15 protein-coding genes are annotated in these 21,142 nt (G+C 54.3%); 10 read left to right on the top strand and 5 right to left on the bottom strand.

Annotation, left to right across the window (positions count from 1 at the left end):
- Positions 1-21: 21 nt before the first annotated feature.
- The 5 genes from ybeY to rnr form a co-directional block, all read right to left on the bottom strand.
- A complete protein-coding gene (gene ybeY / locus AC1EK1_RS04435) occupies positions 22-459 on the bottom strand; it encodes an rRNA maturation RNase YbeY (RefSeq protein WP_480306834.1) in 438 nt (145 codons plus the stop codon).
- 450 nt (positions 460-909) lie between these two features.
- Positions 910-3,024, bottom strand: coding sequence for a S46 family peptidase (locus AC1EK1_RS04430; RefSeq protein ID WP_480306833.1), 2,115 nt, complete (start codon positions 3,022-3,024; stop codon positions 910-912).
- Between the two features lie 51 nt (positions 3,025-3,075).
- On the bottom strand, positions 3,076-4,581 hold the full coding sequence (locus AC1EK1_RS04425) for a lipopolysaccharide biosynthesis protein (RefSeq protein WP_480306831.1): 1,506 nt from the start codon (positions 4,579-4,581) through the stop codon (positions 3,076-3,078).
- A 96-nt stretch (positions 4,582-4,677) separates the two neighbouring features.
- Entirely contained in the window at positions 4,678-5,766 is a 1,089-nt protein-coding gene (gene ruvB, locus AC1EK1_RS04420; protein WP_480306829.1) for a Holliday junction branch migration DNA helicase RuvB, read from the bottom strand.
- Complete coding sequence (gene rnr / locus AC1EK1_RS04415; RefSeq protein ID WP_480306828.1) at positions 5,763-7,940, bottom strand: ribonuclease R; 2,178 nt, start codon at positions 7,938-7,940, stop codon at positions 5,763-5,765. The genes ruvB and rnr overlap by 4 nt, the downstream gene beginning before the upstream one ends.
- A 553-nt stretch (positions 7,941-8,493) precedes the next feature.
- Here rnr and AC1EK1_RS04410 point away from each other — a divergent pair.
- The 10 genes from AC1EK1_RS04410 to recG all read left to right on the top strand — a co-directional run bounded on the left by AC1EK1_RS04410 (position 8,494) and on the right by recG (position 20,836).
- Complete coding sequence (locus tag AC1EK1_RS04410; RefSeq protein ID WP_480306826.1) at positions 8,494-11,061, top strand: zinc-dependent metalloprotease; 2,568 nt, start codon at positions 8,494-8,496, stop codon at positions 11,059-11,061.
- A gap of 102 nt (positions 11,062-11,163) precedes the next feature.
- Positions 11,164-11,739, top strand: a complete 576-nt coding sequence (locus AC1EK1_RS04405; RefSeq protein WP_480306824.1) for a hypothetical protein — start codon at positions 11,164-11,166, stop codon at positions 11,737-11,739.
- Between the two features lie 391 nt (positions 11,740-12,130).
- The gene (locus tag AC1EK1_RS04400) at positions 12,131-12,826 is read left to right on the top strand and encodes a succinate dehydrogenase cytochrome b subunit (protein ID WP_480306822.1); all 696 of its coding nucleotides are present in this window, start codon (positions 12,131-12,133) and stop codon (positions 12,824-12,826) included.
- 41 nt (positions 12,827-12,867) lie between these two features.
- Entirely contained in the window at positions 12,868-14,817 is a 1,950-nt protein-coding gene (locus AC1EK1_RS04395; protein ID WP_480306820.1) for a fumarate reductase/succinate dehydrogenase flavoprotein subunit, read from the top strand.
- Positions 14,818-14,856: 39 nt separating this feature from the next.
- Positions 14,857-15,612, top strand: a complete 756-nt coding sequence (locus AC1EK1_RS04390; RefSeq protein ID WP_480306818.1) for a succinate dehydrogenase/fumarate reductase iron-sulfur subunit — start codon at positions 14,857-14,859, stop codon at positions 15,610-15,612.
- Positions 15,613-16,207: 595 nt separating this feature from the next.
- Positions 16,208-16,696 carry a hypothetical protein gene (locus AC1EK1_RS04385; protein ID WP_480306817.1) on the top strand — a complete coding sequence of 163 codons (489 nt, stop codon included), beginning with the start codon at positions 16,208-16,210 and terminating at the stop codon, positions 16,694-16,696.
- 156 nt (positions 16,697-16,852) lie between these two features.
- Positions 16,853-17,335 (top strand): hypothetical protein, encoded by a 483-nt coding sequence (locus AC1EK1_RS04380; RefSeq protein WP_480306816.1) that lies wholly within the window; start codon positions 16,853-16,855, stop codon positions 17,333-17,335.
- Between the two features lie 141 nt (positions 17,336-17,476).
- Positions 17,477-18,001: an RNA methyltransferase gene (locus AC1EK1_RS04375; RefSeq protein WP_480306815.1), complete on the top strand. Its 525-nt coding sequence runs from the start codon at positions 17,477-17,479 to the stop codon at positions 17,999-18,001.
- Positions 17,998-18,717 (top strand): 2-C-methyl-D-erythritol 4-phosphate cytidylyltransferase, encoded by a 720-nt coding sequence (gene ispD, locus AC1EK1_RS04370; protein ID WP_480306814.1) that lies wholly within the window; start codon positions 17,998-18,000, stop codon positions 18,715-18,717. The genes AC1EK1_RS04375 and ispD overlap by 4 nt, the downstream gene beginning before the upstream one ends.
- 10 nt (positions 18,718-18,727) lie before the next feature.
- Positions 18,728-20,836, top strand: a complete 2,109-nt coding sequence (gene recG / locus AC1EK1_RS04365; RefSeq protein WP_480306812.1) for an ATP-dependent DNA helicase RecG — start codon at positions 18,728-18,730, stop codon at positions 20,834-20,836.
- Positions 20,837-21,142: the final 306 nt, after the last annotated feature.

Below are 21,142 nucleotides of genomic sequence, written 5' to 3'. Positions count from 1 at the left end.
GTCACCGCTCACCCATCGGCCTCACTTCCACAGATCGGTGGGTAGTTGGGCCAGTGCTTTGTCCTCTGCAGCGTGCATCGCAGTCTCCTCCTCGGGGGTGCCATCATCCAGTCCACAGAGGTGTAGGATGCCGTGAATCATCACTCGCATCAATTCGGTCCGAAAGTCTGAGTCGTAGTCTTCGGCATTGATTCGGACCTGATCCACGCTGATGACAATGTCGGCAATGATGAGGTCGTCCTGGGCTTGTCCAAAGGTGATGACATCGGTGTAGTAGTCGTGTCCGAGGTATTTTTTGTTGAACTCCAGGATGGTCGGGTTGTCACAAAACTGAAAAGCTACATCCACTACCTGCATGCCGTATCCCTTGGCCACACCACGCAGCCAGTTATTCACCTTGCGCCGGCGAAAGTCGGGGACCCGGATCCCTTCACCCTGACTGTAATAACTAATTGCCATATATTCACCCTTTGAGATTATCGTTTGCTGAGCGTCCCTGGGACGATTGCACCGAGTAGGACACTCCCACTGGGACAAAGTTAATCCTTTTTCCTTGAATCCCACACTTTGTCAAAGGTCTCGGATCTAAAAGTCCGCCCTATGCGGTCACAAACTATTTTTCCCCGACGAAAAACTCAAAATCACTATGTGATTTATTCAAATCACATAGTGATTTCTTCGCGTCACAGTGTGATTTGAAGAAATCACTTAGTGATTTTATCTTTTTCATGGGAGATGAGTGACTTTTTCTCCGATGTTGCTGTTTTTTGCGGGGGGGCTTTTGCTTTTGTGTGGTGGCGAATACGTGGGGCTCTTTGGGGATAAAAGGAAGGGTGTGTCCGAAACATTGTGTTTCGGACACACCCTTTTTTCTCTGTGTCCCGCAATGGGGTTGTCGCGGTGCTTTTTTTACTTTTCCAGTGTCAGCTCGCTCATGAGGTTGGAGGCTTTGCCCCACACATCGATGAAGAAGAGGACGTAGCGAATGTCAACGGCGATGCAGCGTTGGAGTACGGGCTCAAACTCGATGTCGCCACTCATGGCCTCCCAGTTGCCGTCAAAGGCGAGCCCGATGAGGTTGCCTTCGCCGTTGAATACCGGGCTGCCGGAGTTGCCTCCGGTGATGTCGTTGTCGGTGATGAAGTTGACGTGCAGGTCTCCATCCTTGGGGTCGGCGTAGGGCTTGCGTGTCTCCGGATCGGCGAGGAGTGCGAGAATCTCGGGCTGTACAGCATACTCGTAGACGTCCGGGTCTTGTTTTTCGAATACTCCGTTTTGGGTGGTGAAGTAGTCGAACCATGCTGCGTCATAGGGTCGGTAGCCTTGTACGGAGCCGTAGCTGAGTCTCATGGTGAAGTTGGCGTCGCTGGGGAGTGCTGTGTCGGGCCACATTTCTTGTAGGCCTTTGAAGAAGAGTCGCTCGCCCTTGATGTAAGCTCCGACGTGAGCTCGGATGACCTTGTTTTGGGTTTGGATGGCTTCGCTGAAGCTTTTGATCAAGGTGACTGCCGGGTCGGTGTCGTAGGCTACTTGCAGTGCGTCGTAGTTTTGGAGGGCACGGAGTACTCGATCTTGGGTGACGAAGACGGAGTTGTCGTAGAGGTATTCGGCGTACTTTTCGTAGCTGCCGTCAAAGTCGTTGTCGATCTTGTCGTAGATATCGGGTAGGGCGTCCGGGCTGACGTTTTGTCGAGCTATTCGTAGCATTACGGGCAGTGTGGCTTTGCCGACCTCGGGGCTAAAGTCTTTGTAGAGCTTTTCTGCCTCAAAGGCTGCCGGATTTTTGGGTGGCATGGCGGTGAGTGGTCGTAGCTCCATACCGCTGACTGCTTCGGTGAGTATGGTGATGTCGTGCTGGGCTTGCCCCATTGCTTGGAGGGGGATTCGCAGGCTGTCGAGTACGGTGCCGTACTCTGCTCGGCGTTTGGGGTTGGCGTTGACCCAGGTGGCAAACTCTTTTTCGATCTTTTGTTTGTTGCCAACGACATTGAGGCGCTTGAGCCCTCGATTCATGCCGATGAAGTTTTTCCAGTAGTTGGAACTACGTGCGTACTTGGAGGCGTATTGGATGCGTGTGGCTTGGTCTTGGTCCATGTATCTTTTCCAAACCTCTTGCTTGGCACCTCGGACGAGGATGGTGGGGTCGTTGGTGTTTTTCATTCGGTCGAGGACGCCCCATGAGCTGAGGTATCGGCTGGTGCTACCCGGGAAGCCAATCGTCATGGCAAAGTCGTGCTCTGCCACTCCTTTTAGGGAGATTTTGGCGAAGTGACGTGGGGTGTAGGGTTTGTTGGATGGATCGTAGTCGGCCGGCTGGTTGTTTTGGTCGGCGTAGACCCGAAAGACGCTAAAGTCGTTTGTGTGGCGTGGCCACATCCAGTTGTCGGAGTCGTGTCCAAATTTTCCGACGGAGCTTGGTGGGGCAAAGGCGAGTCGTACGTCGCTAAAGACGTCGTAGATGACGAGGTAAAACTTGTTGTTGGCATAGAAGGGGTAGATCTCGGCACTGACATTTTTCTGTCCTCTGTAGGGGGCTTGGATCTTTTGGAATGCTTCGAGCTGTGCTTGGAGGCGGTCCATCTCGTCGGAGTGGCCCTCTGCTGCCGCCATCACTTGATCGGTGACGTCGATGAACTCTCGGAGGTACTGGACTTTTAGCCCGGGGATGGGGAGTTCTTCGCTCTTTTGGTGTGCGACAAAGCCGTCCTGCAGATAGTCGTGCTCGACACTGCTCTGGCTCTGGATGGCTCCGTAGCCGCAGTGGTGATTGGTGAAGATCAGCCCCTCGTTGGAGACGGTGATGCCGGTGCATCCTCCGCCAAATATGACGACGGCGTTGGCAATGCCCGGGTCGTTGAGGTCAAAGAGCTTGGTGGGGTCGATTTTGAGCCCGAGAGCTTTCATGCGCTCGATGTTTTCTTTTTTGAGCTCATTGATGAGCCACATGCCCTTGTCTGCACGCACCGCTGGGACGACCATGGCGCAGAGTGTGAGCGCAAGGAGGATTCGTTTGATTGCTTTCATTTTGTCAGAAAAATAGGTTTAGTGGATTGTATGTATGTGTGTTGCTTGGACTTAGTGGCGTGTCGGGGTGTGAGCTTTGGCCAGGATTTTTCGCCAAAGCCCGGGTGCCAAGAGCCCGGTGCCGACCAGGCCCATGGTGGCTATGAGCCAGAGTGATCGGAGCAGGAGTCGGATAGGGAGGCTGTCGGGTGATAGGCTCATGCCAATCCGATAGATCGGGACAGCCAGGAGTAGGAAAAATAGGATCTGTACGGTGTCGTATCGGATCGGGTGGTAGATGCGCCCCAGGAGGTAGGAGAGGAGTAGCATGGTGGTGTTGCAGGCTACGGCTGCCCAAGCGCAGGCGATGATGCCATACCGAGGTACGCCCCAGATGATGATGCTGACGGTGAGCACCAGACCGATGACCGAAAAGATGGCCCCGAAGTAGGTGCGGTCGCTGAGCTTGTACCAGATGGAGAGGTTGTAGTAGATCCCAAAGATGATCTCGCTAATCATCATGTAGGGGACGATGATCAGCCCCTCGTAGTAGTCCGGACGTACAATGTGCTTGAAGATGTCCATCCAAAACATGACGAAGAGGAAGATCAGGACAGCGAAGAACACAAAGCCATTCATCGCCACTCGGTACGCTGTCGGGGCATCCTGTGCTTTCATCTTGGCGAAGACAAAGGGATCGTAGGCAAAGCGAAACGCCTGCAAAAACATCACCATCACCACGGAGATTTTTAGGTTTCCCCCAAAAAGCCCCACCATGCTCATTCCCTCTTCCGGGTTGTCAAAGAGGCCGGGGATGAGGATCTGTCCGGCCATCTTATTGAAATTGCCGGCCAGCCCCAGCAATACGAGCGGTATGCAGTAGGCCGCTATCCTGCGTACCAGCGCCTTGTCGAAGCGAGCTCGAAGTGCCGGCCGGAGTACCGGTAGCATCACGAGGGCTTCTATGCCGGAGGCTAGGAGGTTGGAGACAAATATGTAGCCTACACCGTAACCGGGTAGGTATAGCCAGGAGGGTAGTGCGACTCCCCGAGCGTCCAGATAGGGCAGTAGGACGAGGAATAGGAGGTTGAAGAAGATATTGAGCCCTACGAAAAGGAACTTGTAGAAGGCAAACCGGAGTGGCCTTTTTTGGTACCTAAGGTAGGCGAAAGGGAGCGACATCACAGCGTCCAGGCTGACGATTGCGATGAACATGGCCACGTAGCCACTGTTGTCCGGATGCCCGATGGCGGTCGCTATATCCTCGACAAGGAGTAGCCCTATCAGCATGAAAGTGGCTACCGCTCCGGAGAGGATCCGTAGGCAGGTCCCGTAGACTCTGTCGGGCTCCTCCTCTGTGCTCATGAAGCGAAACAGCCCCGTCTCCAGTCCCAGTGTCAGCACCACCAGCACCACACTCACCCAAGCGTAGAGGTTGGTGACGATGCCGTACTCCGCAGTGTCGGCCAGTACTCGAATGTAGAAAGGTGCCAGCAACCAGTTGAGAAACTTGCTGACGATATTGGTCATCCCATAGATGACGGTATCTTTTGCTAGCCCTTTGAGTCCGTTTGCCATAATAGTCGTTGGTCAGTCTGCAAGGTTTGCGTGGTCGGCACGATCTTGGTGCCGATGGGGTATATAGCGGAGTGGGGCTCCGTCCTGCTGAGTGTTTTAGTCAAAAAATCCGGCCTGCCTTGGTGGTAAGTCCAGCTCATCTCTGCCAAAGTGACGGTAGGCCAGTGAGGTGACTTCGCGTCCCCTCGGTGTGCGCTTGAGGAAGCCCTCCTTGATCAAAAAAGGCTCGTATACATCCTCCACTGTCCCGGTATCTTCACCGATGGCTGTGGCTATGGTGCTGAGCCCCACCGGTCCGCCGCCAAACTTATCCATGATGGCCAGCAGTAGCTTGTGGTCGATCTGGTCGAGTCCGTGCCTGTCGATATTGAGTGCTTCCAGGGCAAAGCAAGCAATCTCCTTGTTGATCCTGCCTGTGCCTTTGACTTGGGCAAAGTCTCTCACGCGTCGGAGTAGGGCGTTGGCGATACGTGGGGTGCACCTGCTTCGCTGTGCGATCTCCGTGGCGGCGTCCGGTGTGCAGTCGACACCTAGGATGCGTGCACTTCGGAGGACGATGTTTCGGAGGGTTTCAATGTCGTAATACTCCAAGTGCATATTGATCCCAAACCGCGCCCGCAGTGGAGCAGTGAGCAGGCCACTACGAGTGGTGGCGCCGATGAGGGTGAACGGCTCCAGCTCGATCTGTATGCTTCGTGCACCCGGGCCTTTGTCGATCATGATATCTATCCGGTAGTCCTCCATGGCTGAGTACAGATACTCCTCCACCACAGGGGGCATGCGGTGTATCTCGTCTATGAAGAGGACATCATTTTTTTCCAGCGAGGTGAGTACTCCTGCCAGGTCGCCGGCTTTGTCAAGGACGGGACCCGATGTGACCTTGATGCCCACACCCAGTTCGTTGGCTATGATCTGGCTGAGCGTGGTTTTGCCCAGTCCGGGTGGCCCATGCAATAGGACGTGGTCCAGCGACTCGCTGCGGAGCTTTGCCGCCTGCACAAAGACTTGGAGGTTGGACACCACGGACTCTTGGCCCTGAAAGGTCTCAAACGTCAGCGGACGCAACAGTTGGTCGGTGTCGTCACTTGTCCGGGCGGAGGAGCCGGGTCGTAGCTCTTGTCCCTCCACTCCTCGGATATCAAACTCCTCCAGACCCTCTATGATTCGGTCGTCGTCTCGTCTCATTTATCGTCGGCCAGGTCAAAGTCTAGTTGCCTTCTGCCCAAGTCTGCCCGTGCGACGCGTACTCGGATCTCGTCACCGAGAGCATAGCGTCGTTTTTTGTTGTACCCCACGAGTGCATAGGTCTTTTCGTCCAGCTCGTAGTAGTCGTCGTCCAGCTCGCGTATCGGCACCAGTCCCTCGCATCCGTTGTCGGTCAGCTCCACAAAGATCCCAAAGTCCTTCACACCCGAGATCACTCCATCAAACTCTTGCCCCAGTCGCTCCTGCATGTACTCCACTTGCTTGTACTTGATCGAGGTGCGCTCTGCGTCTGCTGCGAGCTTCTCCATCTCGGAGTCGTGCTTGCAGATCTCATCCAGTTTTTTCTTGTTGGCGGCGGGCATACCTGCCATGTACTGAGTGAGTAGTCGGTGCACCATCATATCCGGGTGTCGACGTATTGGGCTTGTGAAGTGTGTGTAGTCTGCAAATCCGAGCCCAAAGTGTCCGATGTTCTCTGTCTGGTAGGTGGCTTTTGCCATGGATCGAATGGTCAGGACCTCGATCATGTTTTCCTCCGGTTTGCCACTGATGGCTTGTAGTAGTTGGTTGAGTCCGTTGGCCACACTTTCGTCATCGCCGGTGTAGTCCAGTTTGTAGCCGAGTCGTGATACGAATTCGGAGAGCTCGTGCAGTCGGTCTTCATCCGGTCGGTCGTGGACACGGTAGACAAAAGGCAGGGGCTTCTTGGCACTGCCCAGCTTGGCGACAAACTGTGCCACGGCTTGGTTGGCCAGTAGCATGAATTCTTCGATCAGCTTGTTGGCATCCAGGCTGTGCTTGATATAGACCTCCAGGGGTTTGCCTTTTTCGTCCAGCTTGAATGCCATCTCGGTCCGGTCAAAGTCGATTGAGCCCTTCTCCATCCGGCGTTTGCGGAGCTTTTGGGCCAGGGAGTTGAGGAGGCGTACCTCATCGGCGTAGTCTCCCTCCTCACCTTCGATCATGTCCTGGGCCTCTTGGTACGCCATGCGTCGGTCGCTATTGATCACGGTACGTGTGATGCGGTAGTTGAGTACCTGGGCCTCCTCATCTAGGTCAAAGATGACAGAGTATGCCGGTCGATCTACACCCGCACGCAGGCTGCAGAGGTCGTTGCAGAGTCGCTCGGGCAGCATAGGCACGGTACGGTCCACTAGGTAGACGCTTGTGGCGCGCTCGGCCGCCTCCTTGTCGATCAGATCTCCGGGCTTGACGTAGGCGGTGACATCGGCTATGTGTACGCCTACCTCCCAGTGTCCTTCTTTGGTACGACGTACCGATAGTGCATCGTCGTAGTCCTTGGCATCTGCAGGGTCTATGGTGAAAGTGGTGACGCTCCTAAAGTCCTCTCTACGGTATTCGTCCGAAAAGGCCACTTTCTCGTCCAGTTGCGCAGCGTACTCCTCCACATCGGAGGGGTAGGTGTAGGGTAGCCCGTACTCGGCGAGTATGGCGTGCATCTCAGTGTCGTTGTCGCCCGGGGTGCCGATGATGGCGATGACCTCGCCCACGGGGTTTTTGGCACGTTCGGGCCATTCGAGTACCCGTACCACCACCTTCTCGCCATCCTTGGCGCCGTTGAGGCCACGCTCGGGGATCAGGATGTCGTTGCCTAGCTTGTTGCTGTCGGTGAGCAAAAAGGAGAGTCCGTTGTTGATCGACATCACGCCCACAAATGTGCTCACCACACGCTCGACGATCCGGATCACCTCCCCCTCCGGCTCTTGTCCTCTGCGGGTCGCTAGGAGCTGTACCTCTACTCGGTCACCATCGAGTGCGTGGCCGGAGTTGCGCTCCGCTATGCGTATGGGGTCGTTGCCATCGTCTGGGAAAAAGAAGTTGTGCCCCTTGCCGGCTTTTCGTCCAAAGGTCCCCTCCAGTACTTTACTCTGGGGCTGGTAGAGGTAGCTCTTGCGGGATTTGCCTCGTCGCACCACTCGTTCGGTCACGTATTGCTCGAGGACCTCCTCCACGAGGTCAAACGCTAGGGCATCTGCAGCCCCGATCTCCTCTCCTACCTTGCGAGCATGGACATCCTTGCCCGCATGGTTGCGAAGGTACTGCAGGACTAGGTTGCGGATCTGCCCCAAACTTTTGCCGGGATTGGCTTTGGCTCGCCTCCCTTTCTTTATCTCTTTTTTGCCTTTTCTCATCGCTCTGTTTCAAAAAATGAATCCCCCCACACCTCCTACAAAGGTAATAAAATAGAGGAACTGTTGCACAAAGGTGGATTCTCTCGTCCTTTTCAACCAAAATATTGCCGAAGGAGTGCTTTTTATAGTTGAGAAAACAGGCTCAGGGAGGTCAAAATGCCGGGTGTGGCTAAAGTCAATCTCTTTGAAAAACCCAAATCCCCTATCACGATTTGAACCCCCAAAAATAGCTCAACGATCTTCAGAGATCCACATTCTACATCTTTCTTCTGTCCGTCTAGGCGATCGCTACTATCCGTGAAAAGTTTTGCTTCTATCCGTGAAACCGATCGCTTCTATCCGTGAAACTTGAGGTCTTTTGCAAGTGTTTGATTATCAGTGCTTCCACGAGTCGGTTTTTCGGCTCTGAAAATCGCCTTTTCCCCGTGCTTTGGGGACCCTTTTTTGCTTGTTTTTTTGTACTTTTGTCGCAGTGAAAAAGAGTCGCCACCCGTCTTCGATGTGGTGTCTCTTGTGTTGCTCTCCCCACCCCTATAATAATGTATAGTCAACTATGAAAGTGATCACAGACGCACCGATCTACCGGCTTGCTCAGTTTGCCCTGTCTCTGGCTGTTGTCTTGGCCGGATGTGGCGGTAGTCGCACTGTCTCAAAACGTGCCCAAGAAGAGATGCAGCAGGCGGAAATGCAGCAGGAGGAGCCGGAGGATGCCTACACCGAGGTGGTGTCGGAGGACAACCTCCAGGCGTCCGGGCTGATGGATGTCTACAAGCATGATGGTAAGTACTACTTTGATATGCCTACGACTCTCCTAGGACGGGATTTTTTGGTCCTCAATCGTGTGCTGGAGGTGCCACCCGAGCTGAACAGCCTGGGTGTCAACAAAGGAACCAACTACGAGAATATACTTATCCGTCTACTCCTTGATGAGGAGCGCGAAAACCTGCTTGTCCAGGAAGTCAAGCCTATGCCGGTCGTGCCGGAGCGGGATGCCATCCGTGAGTCGGTCCTCCAAAACTTTAGGTCTCCGCTGATGGGCAAGATGGATATCACCGCCTTTTCGGCAGACTCCACTCGACTGCTATTGGATGTGACCGACTACTTTGATGGCTCCTCGAGTTTTTTCAACCACCTTTTTGACAAGATCGAGGTTGGGGGGATGGTCCAGTCGGATCTGTCGAGGATCGTGCGTGCCAGCTCTTTCCCGACCAATACCACTATCGTGAGTGACCTATCCGGTAGTGCCAGCTCTCAGAGTGGTGAGGACCTGTACATGACGGTGCGGGTCAGCTCGTCTTTCGTACTGTTGCCGGAGGAGCCGATGTCGGGGCGCATCCTCTGCCCTCGTGTGGGCTACTTTACGGTACCTCGGTCGTACTACTCCGATACGCAGGACATGGTCCACCGTGATGAGGTGATCACGCGGTGGCGCTTGGAACCCTCCGATACTGCGGCCTACCTGCGTGGCGAGCCGGTGGAGCCGGTTAGGCCCATTGTCTTTTATATCGATGCCAGTACCCCCAAGCAGTGGCGTAGCTACATCAAGGCGGGGATAGAGGCGTGGAATGTGGCTTTTGCCAGAGCCGGATTTGTCAACGCTGTACGAGCGATGGAGGTGGACAGTACGCTCAACAAGGATGATCTGACCCTCTCCGGAATCAACTACGTCGCCAGTGATGTACAAAACGCCATGGGACCCTCTGTCTACGATCCACGCAGTGGCGAAATCATCCAAGCTGATGTGATCTGGTGGCACAACGTCCTCAATATGTTGCGCAACTGGATTGTCCTCCAGACCGGTGCTACGCAGACCGGTGCGGATAAGTGGATCTTGCCGGACGAACTGCTGGGTGAGGCGATGAAGTTCGTCGCATGTCACGAGGTAGGGCACTCCCTGGGCTTGAGGCACAATATGATCGCCTCGTCCGCCTATACGGTGCAACAGCTGAGGGATCCTGCCTTTACCTCCCAAAACGGCACTTCGGCAAGTATCATGGACTATGCCAGGTTCAACTACGTGGCACAGCCCGGTGACGGTGTCACCCAGTTCTCACCTAGGATCGGCCCGTACGACCTTTTTGCCATCGAGTATGGCTATCGCTGGTACCCAACCCATGAGGCCGAGAAGCAGGGTCTGTGGCGACTCTTGAGCACCCACAGAGGTCCACTCTACAGATACAGTGAGGCGCAAAACCTACTGACGGCCTTGGATCCTCGAGCACAGGTGGAGGACTTGTCCGATGATCCGGTGCAAGCCTCTACCTTGGGGATTGCCAACCTCAAGCGGATCCTCCCTCGACTCCTCGAGATCACCAAGATGCCTGATGAGCCGGGGCAGGGATACGATGAGGCGGGCCTACTCTACAACAACCTGATAAGTCAGTGGAGTGACTACGTGCGCCACCCGGAGACACTAGTCGGCGGACTGTACCTGGAGTACACCACTCGAGCCGACACCGATACCCCCACCTACGCTTTTGTACCCCGTGAGAAGCAAAAGGAGGCCGTGGACTTTTTGCTAAAAGAGGTCTTTGATGATGTGGATTGGCTCTTTTTTGCCCCAATCACTGAACGGACATTTGCGCTAAAAGGCAGCCCTGCCGGCGTGACCGAGATGGCTCCATCGCTTTTGCTCAAAAATGCCCAAAGCTCTACGCTGATGGCTCTACTCGATGATCAGAGGCTGGCCCGCATGAGCCAAAATGAATGGCACAATGGACAAAAGGCCTATACCCCAACCGATCTGACCGACAGACTGTACCACTTTTTCTTTGACAAAACCCGCCGGGGGATGCCCCTCTCCGTGAAGGAGCGTATGATGCAAAAAAACCTTGTGGACATCCTGCTGGGAGCTTCTGCCGTAGATCTATCGCTGGGGATGGACTTTGGTCTGGTGGAGCAGGGGCATGCCCGAGACCTGAGTGTCGAGAGGAGCATCGACTTTGGTGGATCGGGTGCCGAGCGAGTGTCGGATGCCCTGTCGGTCAAGCGCGAACTGCTGATCCGTATTTATAGGACCATTCGCCCCCTCTGCACGACCGGATCTCGTGCGATGCAGGGCCACTATATGGACTTGAAGCTAAGGATTGAGAAAGCTCTTGGCCTCAAGGTGAGTGCTTGAGGTGAAAGTGTCCTCTGTCCACCGTGATGTGGCGACAGGGCATCTCCTTCTCAAGAAAAAAAGTAACTTTGTGAGGTATAGTGATCAACAAAGTATAGTTTTATGAGACGATTGTTTTTTACTCTGGCACTGGGGCTACTGGGTACTGTGGCCTTTTCTCAAGCTCCTGCTGATTCGGAGGTTGGTTTTAGGCACGAGGTGAAAGTCAACCTTTGCACCACCGTCATAGCTCATTGCCCTGAGCTAAGCTATGAGTACCGGTTTACCGAAAACACGACGGCCGGTGGACGACTCATCGTTTCGTTTGCCGAGGATGACCTCTATTTGCCTCTGAGGGGTTGTTACGCTATGGGGATGCCCTATTTTCGCTGGTACTTTCCGAGAATGTCGACATCATACCCGTTTTTGGATCCAATCGGGTCCGGCTTTTTTGTGGAGGTGAATCTCGCTCTGGCTTGCTATCGCACCAATGAGGACTCCACGGTGTCCTCTGCCACCTCCAAGTCTGAGCCCCAGTCCCCGTGGTTGTTTGGGACAGGGATTGGCGCCGGCTATCGCTGGGTGACAAGAAAAGGCTGGAGTGCGGAGATCTTTGGCGTAGTGGGACGCAACGTCATCCCCAATGCTAGTCATGAAGCCTATGGCACTACCGGGCTGACCATCGGCTACACTTTCTGAGACAGAGCACGCACAGCCCTCTGCGCCGGCAGGCTCTGTCCGTAGTGGCGACTGCCCCAACCCAAAGCGTCGTTCGACCACAGCGGTATGGTCGAGCGACGCTTTGGACTTTGGATACCTAGATGTTGGTAGCTACATGTGGTGATCGACCGTGTAGCGAAAATGGGAGGTGAGCTCCCGATACAGGCACTCTTTTACTTGACTGTGAGTGCTTATGATTTGTTGCTTGCGAGGGTTTCTGTGTCATCCAAAGTGATTATTAAAGAAAAAGATACGAAATAAAGCCCCCTTTTCTTTGCTAACTATTGATATTTGGGCTAAATTTGCATAGTATATGATTCTTTGAAGCAATTATAATAATCTAAAAATTAATAGTTCTACTAGATCAACTATGTGGTTATACAACTCATCTATTGGTAGAAAAGTCGTGATGAGCCTCACGGGGCTTTTTCTTGTCTTTTTTCTGCTCTTTCACGGGACGATGAATGTGGTAGCGGTGTTTTCAAAGTATGGATACGATCAGATCGTACACTTCTTGGGCACAAATGCGGTCGTCCAGCTGATGGTTCCAGGTCTGGCACTGTTTTTTATCATCCATATCGTTTATTCGATCCTGCTCACACTCCAAAACCGCAAGGCGCGTGGCACTGATCGCTATGCCGTAGTCGGCAAGAGCCCCGTGGAGTGGACGGCAAAGAACATGTTTGTTCTCGGGCTGGTGGTGCTGATCGGTTTGGCATTGCACTTGTACCACTTTTGGGCAAAGATGCAGCTGATGGAGTGGACCGGCCGTGAGGCGGAAAATGGCTACGAGTTGATCGTCAAGCTCTTCTCTGATCCGGTGTACGTGATCATCTATCTGGCTTGGTTTGTGGCAATATGGATGCACTTGACCCATGGCGTATGGAGTGCTTTCCAGAGCATAGGCTTGAATAACGGTATCTGGTATTCGCGCCTCAAGGTGATTGGCATTGTCTTGGCGACAGTGGTGTGCCTGATGTTTGCTTTTGTCGCTATTTCCTTCTATGCACACAGCTTGGGCTACTTCGATAGTATCGGACAGCTTTGGCAGCTGGGTGTTCATTGAGGTGATAGAGCTAGGATAATCATAAAAACTGAATGCGTATTATGGAAAATATAAAGAAGATAGATGCAAAAATCCCTGAGGGACCTCTGGCAGAGAAGTGGAGCAACTACAAGGCTCACCAAAAGCTGGTCAACCCGGCCAATAAGCGCCGTCTCGATGTGATCGTTGTCGGTTCCGGTCTGGCAGGAGCCTCAGCAGCCGCCACACTGGCTGAGCAGGGATTCAATGTGGAGTGCTTTTGTATACAGGACTCTGCACGCCGTGCTCACTCGATCGCCGCACAGGGAGGGATCAACGCCGCCAAAAACTACCAAAATGATGGTGACTCCGTATATCGTCTCTTTTACGACACAATCAAGGGTGGAGACTACCGAGCAAGAGAGGCCAATGTGTATCGCTTGGCCGAGGTCTCCAATGAGATTATAGACCAGTGTGTGGCGCAGGGTGTGCCATTTGCTCGTGAGTATGGTGGTACACTGGCCAACCGCTCCTTCGGTGGTGCTCAGGTATCCCGTACCTTCTACGCTCGTGGGCAAACCGGACAGCAACTCCTACTCGGCGCCTACTCCGCACTGATGCGTCAGGTAGGACTGGGCAAAGTGAAGATGTATGCCCGTCACGAGATGGTGGATCTCGTGATGGTGGACGGTCGTGCGCGTGGTATCATCGTACGTGACCTCGTTACCGGCAAGCTGGAGAGACACGCAGCGCATGCCGTGGTGATCGGGACCGGAGGCTACGGAAACACCTACTTCTTGTCCACCAACGCCATGAGCTCCAATGGCTCTGCCGCATGGCAGTGCTACAAGCGCGGGGCCTACTTTGCCAACCCCTGTATGGCACAGATTCACCCCACATGTATCCCACAGCATGGAGACTTTCAGAGCAAGCTGACGCTGATGTCTGAGTCCCTCCGAAACGATGGACGTATCTGGGTCCCCAAGCGCAAAGAGGATGCTGTCGCCATCCGCGAAGGCAGGCTAAAGCCTACCGACATCAAGGAGGAGGACAGAGACTACTACTTGGAGAGAAGGTATCCTGCGTTTGGCAACCTCGTGCCTCGCGACGTGGCATCACGTGCGGCCAAAGAGCGCTGTGACGCCGGATATGGCGTGGGTACCGGCTTGGCCGTCTACCTCGACTTTGAGGACGCAATACGTCGTCTGGGCAAAAATGTGGTCGCCGAAAAGTATGGTAACCTCTTCCAGATGTATGAAAAGATTACGGCCGACAACCCCTACGAGACCCCGATGATGATCTTCCCGGCCATCCACTACACCATGGGTGGCTTGTGGGTAGACTACGAGCTGCAGACCACTATACCGGGCTTGTTTGCCATCGGTGAGGCCAACTTTAGTGACCACGGAGCCAACCGCCTTGGTGCATCGGCACTGATGCAGGGACTTGCGGATGGCTACTTTGTCCTACCCTACACGATCCAAAACTACCTGTCGGATCACATCCAGGAACCCCACTTTAGTGTCGATCTGCCCGAATTTGCCCAAGCCGAAAAGGGTATCCGTGACCGAATCAATAAGATCATGAATATCAAGGGCAAGCGCAGCGTGGATGAGATCCACAAGGAGCTTGGACACGTCATGTGGGAGTATGTCGGCATGGGTCGAGACAAGGAAGGACTGGAGACGGCTATCCAAAAGTTGGAGGAGATCCGCAAGGAGTTTTGGTCCAACGTCTATGTCCCCGGACAAGCCGATGACCTCAATATCGAGCTCGAAAAGGCACTCCGACTGGCAGACTTCATCGAGATCGGTAGCCTGATGGCACACGATGCACTTGACCGTGAGGAGTCTTGTGGTGGTCACTTTAGACTGGAGCACCAGACCGAGGATGGTGAGGCGCTCCGCCACGATGATCGCTTCATGTACGTATCGTGCTGGGAGTACCAGGGCGAAGGCAAGGCCCCCGTCATGTATAAGGAGGACCTCAACTATCAGTTTGTGGTGCCGCAAACCCGTAACTACAAGAAGTAATCCCCGTAACTACCCTATTTTTTAGAACCCGTAAGTACAATGGATAAAGATATAGATATAAAAGTAAAGGTGTGGCGGCAGCGTAGTGCTTCTGAGAAGGGGCGCTTTGAGACCTACGACCTCAAGGGGGTCTCGCAGTCTGCTTCTTTCCTCGAGATGTTGGATATCCTAAACAACCAGCTCGTACACGAGGGCTTGGAGCCTGTGGCCTACGACCACGACTGTCGCGAGGGTATCTGTGGGACTTGCTCACTGTATATCAACGGCCACCCACACGGTCCCGACACCCAGATCACCACTTGTCAGCTCCACATGCGTCACTTCAACGACGGCGACACCATCACGATCGAGCCCTGGCGCTCTGCGGGATTCCCCGTGATTCGGGACCTGATGGTGGACCGCTCTTCATTTGACAAGATACAGCAGGCCGGAGGATTTGTCTCGATCAACACCGGCGGTACACCCGATGCCAACTCCATCCCCGTGCCCAAGGACAAAGCGGAGCTATCCATGGATGCCGCTGCATGCGTGGGCTGTGGCGCTTGCGTCGCCGCTTGCAAAAATGGATCTGCCATGCTCTTTGTGAGCGCCAAGGTAAGCCAGTTTGCCCTACTTCCGCAGGGTCGTCCCGAGGCAAAGCGCAGAGCCAAGGCGATGGTGGCCAAGATGGACGAGCTGGGCTTTGGCAACTGCACCAATACCCGTGCCTGTGAGCTGGAGTGCCCCAAGGGCGTCTCTGTCTCCAACATTGCACGGCTCAATCGTGAGTTCATCGGCGCAAAGTGCTCCGACTGATCCGCCCATGACCCGGCTCCCGAGGAGGAGTCAACCTAGACAATCGGTGAGGGTGTGCCAAGGTATTTGGCACACCCTCACTGCGTTTCCAGGCCCCTTTTTCCCGGAAGTCCTCTTTTGGGTGCGGCCTCTCCACTTCCCCTCGGCATAAACAGTGGAGGCAAAAAACAAAGGTCAAGGAGACAAACTCCTCTCTATGTACTTCCAAACTATTTCCTCCGGCAGAAAAAGATAAAATCACACAGTGATTTGTTGAAATCACTAAGTGATTTATTCACGTCACAGTGTGATCTGAATAAATCACTGTGTGATTTTATCTTTTTCTTGGGGCGAGAGATCTTTTTATCCGACCTTGTCGTTTTTTTCTCCGGACAAAAGGAACTTTTTCCCCTCGACTGACAAACCAGGATGCTCACCGATGCCCCAAAGAAATCACGAAGTCTTCGGCTCGAACCACAAATAGCTTTAGCGTGCGGAATGGAGGTCGATCAAGGTTATTTGCTCCTTTGGTAAATTTTTTTATCTTTGCGCGCCAGAGTGAAAAAGGGAGGCTTGCGCCCCCGATGGTTACAACTTTCACGAAATGACTAAACGTATGAAAACAAACAATTTCTACCGGACACTCCTTGGTGTCCTCGCTACTGTCCTCCTCATCTCCTGCGGAAATAAGGCGGACAATAACCCCGACAACAAGCAAACTTTTCCCGCAAAAGGGGCGATCTACCTCCACCCTGTCCCCATCGAGCATCAGGCGGACAACGACCTCTCCGCAGAGGGCATCCTCTTTTTGGGAAATGGTGAGGCAGAGCTTATTTCGCTCTACAAAGCACCCAAGGACAAGATTGGCACCTATATGCCCTGCAAGGTGAGCTACGACCCTACCCAAAAGGTGCTGACAATGATCATCCCTAACCTCGAAGCCGCAGAAGGTGAGGCGAAAGAGATGGTAGTGCGGGCTAAGTACGACGAGACTAAGGACACCCTTACCCAAATCTCAAGTGGGCCAAGAGACGAAAGACTGGTGCTGCGTCGCAGTCACCTCAAGCAGTCGGACCTCACTCTGACCCAACGAAGCAAGCTCTAATGGCGGACTTTCTCTCCCATCCGTCAAGATTTTGGCTCGGATCTGAGCCGCAAAGATTTGGTCGATTGGTTTTTTTTTTATGTTTGTGCACTAAATAGGGTGACGAAAGGGGGCTTCCCCACAGGTCACGCATAACTTTTTCAAATTTACCAAAGCATGAAATCCAACAAATTCTACCGGACGCTACTTGGTGTCCTCGCTACTGTCCTCCTCATCTCCTGCGGAAACAAGGCGGGCAATAACCCCGACAACAAGCAAACCTTTCCAGCAAAAGGGGCGATCTACCTCCATGAGTTTTCTGCAGATGTTCAGAAAGAGGACGGTATGTCAGCTACCGGGATATACTTTGCCGGAAATGGTGTGGCCGAACACTTTGTGCTCCAAGTAGCCCCCGATGATAAGTCAGGCTTCTTCAAGACCTGCAAGGTGAGCTACGATCCTACCCAAAAGGTGCTGACGTTGACCGTCAGTGATCGCAATGAAGCGGGTAAGGAGATAGAGGTGAAGGAGCAACTCAAGTACGACGAGACCAATGATACCCTGACACAGATCAGCAGTGATCCAAAGGAGGCAAAAGTGGTGCTGAAACGGAGTAAGCTGAAGCGCTCTGAGCTCAAGCTGACCGAGCACAAGCTCTAAGGAGACTTGCCCCCCCCTCCCCGAGAGGCACAGTCGTTGTGTCGCCGGAGCCATAAAATGAGTGCCGACCCCGAGAGATCCGGGGTCGGCACTTTTTTTTGTAACTTTGGGCGTATGGCTCGCAAACTATCGATAAAAGAGATGAAGCGTCTCACCCGCGAGGAGTACCTCTGCTCGGAGACACTTCCTATCGTGACTGTGGTGGACAACGTACGCAGTCTGCACAATGTCGGCTCGATCTTTCGGACGGCCGACTCGCTCGGACTGCGTCGGCTCGTCCTTTGTGGAATCACCGGCACACCTCCTCACCCGGAGTTGCACAAGAGTGCTCTCGGTGCCGAGGAGGTGGTGGAGTGGGTGCACTATGAGCGGACGGCCGATGCGCTCCGGGAGCTACGTGCGTGTGGCTATACGACCTTGGCACTGGAGCAGGCCGAGGGTAGTCTCAAGCTGGGAGAGACGGATCTGGACGCGATCCTGGCGCAGGCCGAGGGGGTCGCACTGGTTTTGGGAAATGAGGTGGACGGGGTGTCACAGGATGTGATAGACCTGTGCGACTACTGCCTTGAGATACGCCAGTACGGCACCAAGCACTCGATGAACGTGAGTGTCGCCGGAGGGATTGCCCTTTGGAGCCTTGCCCATCTATTTAGAAAGAAACAATGATGAGCCAATCACTTGCCGTAGTCATAGTCGCCGGAGGATCCGGCACACGGATGGGAGCCAACTGCCCCAAGCAATACCTTGACCTAGAGGGTCGTCCGATACTCTGCCACACTGTCCAGGCTGTCTCCGACCTTTTGGAGCCGGCCGACAGTGTCATCGTCGTAGTGCCTCCTGCCGATTGCCCGGCTGTCTGCCAAATGATAGCTGACCACTGCACTGTGGCACAGGAGCTCAGGATTGTCCCAGGTGGGGCATCCCGTGCCGACAGTGTCCAAAATGGTCTCCAAAAAGTACCGGAGCATGCCCATACTGTGGCGATTCATGATGGGGTTCGGCCCTTTGTGACGGCCTCCCTGTGGTCTCGGTTGATGGCGGCTCGGATGAGAGGCGATGCCTCTGTGATACCGGCACTTCATCCGGTGGAGTCGGTGAGGATAGTGGAGTCGGATAGCTGCACCACAGTGCCGCGGGATACGGTCTACTTGGTGCAGACACCACAGCTCTTTGCGCCACGGCTCCTCATGGAGGCCTACTGGAGGTACATGCTTGATCCGCATGAAGGGCTGACCGATGATGCCGGTATCGTCACAGAGTACATGCACATCGTGCCGACAGTGGTGGAGGGGATCGACACCAATATCAAGATCACCACACCCAGAGACCTTGCCCTAGCTCGGTGGATTGTCTCCTCGGAGTCATCCGACCCCCAAGCCTAGATCTCCCCTTTTGGCAACTCAGCATACCATACTAGATGCCCCTCTCGTCTGCCTCAAGGGTGTAGGTGAGCGCCGCGCCAAGCTCTTGGAGCAAGACCTGGGGCTCCGCACGTACCGAGACCTGCTGGAGTACTACCCGTACCGCTATATCGACCGCACGCGCATCTATCTTGTGCGGGAGCTACACCAGCAGATGCCCTATGTGCAGTTGCAGGGAGTGATCCGGTGCGTACAGGAGGAGGGGCGAGGACACAAGCGCAGGCTACATGCCTACCTGCAGGATTCCAGCGGAGTCGTGGAGTTGGTGTGGTTTCGGAGTGTCGACTACTTCCGTGGGACGGTGCGTGTGGGACAAGAATATACCGTCTTTGGCAAGCCCACCTATTTCAACGGAGGCTACTCCATCTCCCATCCGGAACTTGACCTAAAAGGCGCCCCCGGCAGTCCTGTGGGTATGCTCTACCCCATGTATCACACCAGTGAGCGGATGAAAAAAGCACGTATCGCCAGCAAGGAGATCAGCGCACTTGTCCGTGAGGTGCTGCGTGAGGTACTCGGGGCTATCCCCGAGACCCTTCCCGACTACATCATCTCTCACTACGACATGCTCTCCAGGAGTGACGCCATCCGAGCCATGCACTTCCCAAACAGTACGCGCGAACTGGAGCGTGCTCAATTGAGGCTCAAGACGGAGGAGCTTTTTTACCTTCGGATGAAGATGATCGCTCTCAAGATGAGCAGGCAGCAGCGGACCGGGGGGTATCTGTTTGCCAAGGTGGGGCCACACTTTCACCAACTCTATGATGAGGGGTTGCCCTTTGAGCTCACAGGTGCTCAGAAGCGTACCTTGCGTGAGATACATGCCGATCTGCAGAGTGGACACCAGATGAACAGACTCCTACAGGGGGATGTGGGGTCGGGCAAGACAGCGGTGGCTCTTCTCGCCATGCTGCTCGCCGTCGACAATGGTATGCAGGCTTGCATGATGGCACCTACCGAGATATTGGCCCAGCAACACTATCGCTCCATTACTCGCCTGCTCGATGGGCAGAGTGTCTCGCTGGCCCTCCTTACCGGATCGATGCGCAAGGCCGAGAAAGAGGAGGTCACTCGTCGACTCTCGGCGGGTGAGATTGATATCCTGGTGGGGACCCATATACTCATTCAGGACTATGTCCGCTTTAGTCAACTCGGTATGGCAGTCATCGATGAGCAGCACCGGTTCGGAGTCTATCAGCGTAGTGTCCTATGGGACAAGAGCCGGCACTACAGCCCGCATATCCTGATCATGTCGGCCACACCTATCCCACGGACCCTGGCCCTGACCATGTATGGGGATCTGGATGTCAGTGTGCTGGACGAGCTACCTCCCGGGCGTACCCCGATAGAGACCAGGCATGCTTTTGAGCGGACCCGCCTAGAGGTCTACACCTTTATCCGTGACCAGCTACGACAGGGCCGTCAGGCGTATGTCGTCTATCCGCTGATAGAGGAGAGCGAAAACCTCGACTACCGGAGCGTGGAGGAGGGGTACGAAAAGCTACGCACCTCCTTTGCCGCTCATCGTGTGGGTATGGTGCATGGTCGCTTGCCGGCTGAGGAAAAAGAGAGGGTCATGCGTGCTTTTTCGGCCGGAGAGCTTGATATCCTTGTGGCGACGACGGTGATAGAGGTCGGTGTCGATGTGCCCAATGCTTCTGTCATGCTGATCGAGAGTGCGGAGCGATTTGGGCTATCACAGTTGCATCAGCTCCGTGGCAGGGTGGGGCGAGGCACAGCTCAGAGCTACTGTATCCTCATGACTGCGGATGGAATCTCGGAAAACTCCATGAAGCGGATCCAGATCATGTGCGACTCCTCGGACGGCTTTTATATTGCTGAGGAGGATCTGAAGCTGAGGGGACATGGCGATATGGAGGGGACGGCTCAGAGTGGCGACAGCACGATCCTAAGGGTCGCCAACCTCTCCGAGGATGGTCGTATCGTCACCTTTGTCTCCCGTCTCACGGACCATATCATTCGCGAGGACCCCACTCTCGCTTTGCCCCACAATGCGCTCATCCGCCAACGACTGTCCGAGATCATGGCGGACGAAAAGGACTGGCTGCAGATCAGTTGAGTCCATTCTGTAGTGTGGGGAGCTTTGGCCCGGCTCAAGTGGATTGAGGGGCTTGAGTTTTTGGTGCCTTTTTCGAAATGGTCTCTTTTCCCTCTATCCGTCCGAGCGATCGCTTCTATCCGTGAAAAGTGTTGCTTCTATCCGTGAAAAGTGTTGCTTCTATCCGTGAAACTCAAGGTCCTTTGCAAGTACCTGATTATCTGTGCCTTGAAAAACACGAAAAATAGCCCGAAAAGCAGCCTCTGAGGAACAACGATTTTTAGCTTTTTTCGCCCTCTGTTTCGATGGGTGCCTAGGGGTGTTTTG

It is taken from the genome of Porphyromonas sp. C0026D3 (assembly GCF_056590775.1).
Note: the sequence above shows the minus strand (reverse complement) of the source record. Positions and strands in the feature narration are given on the sequence as shown.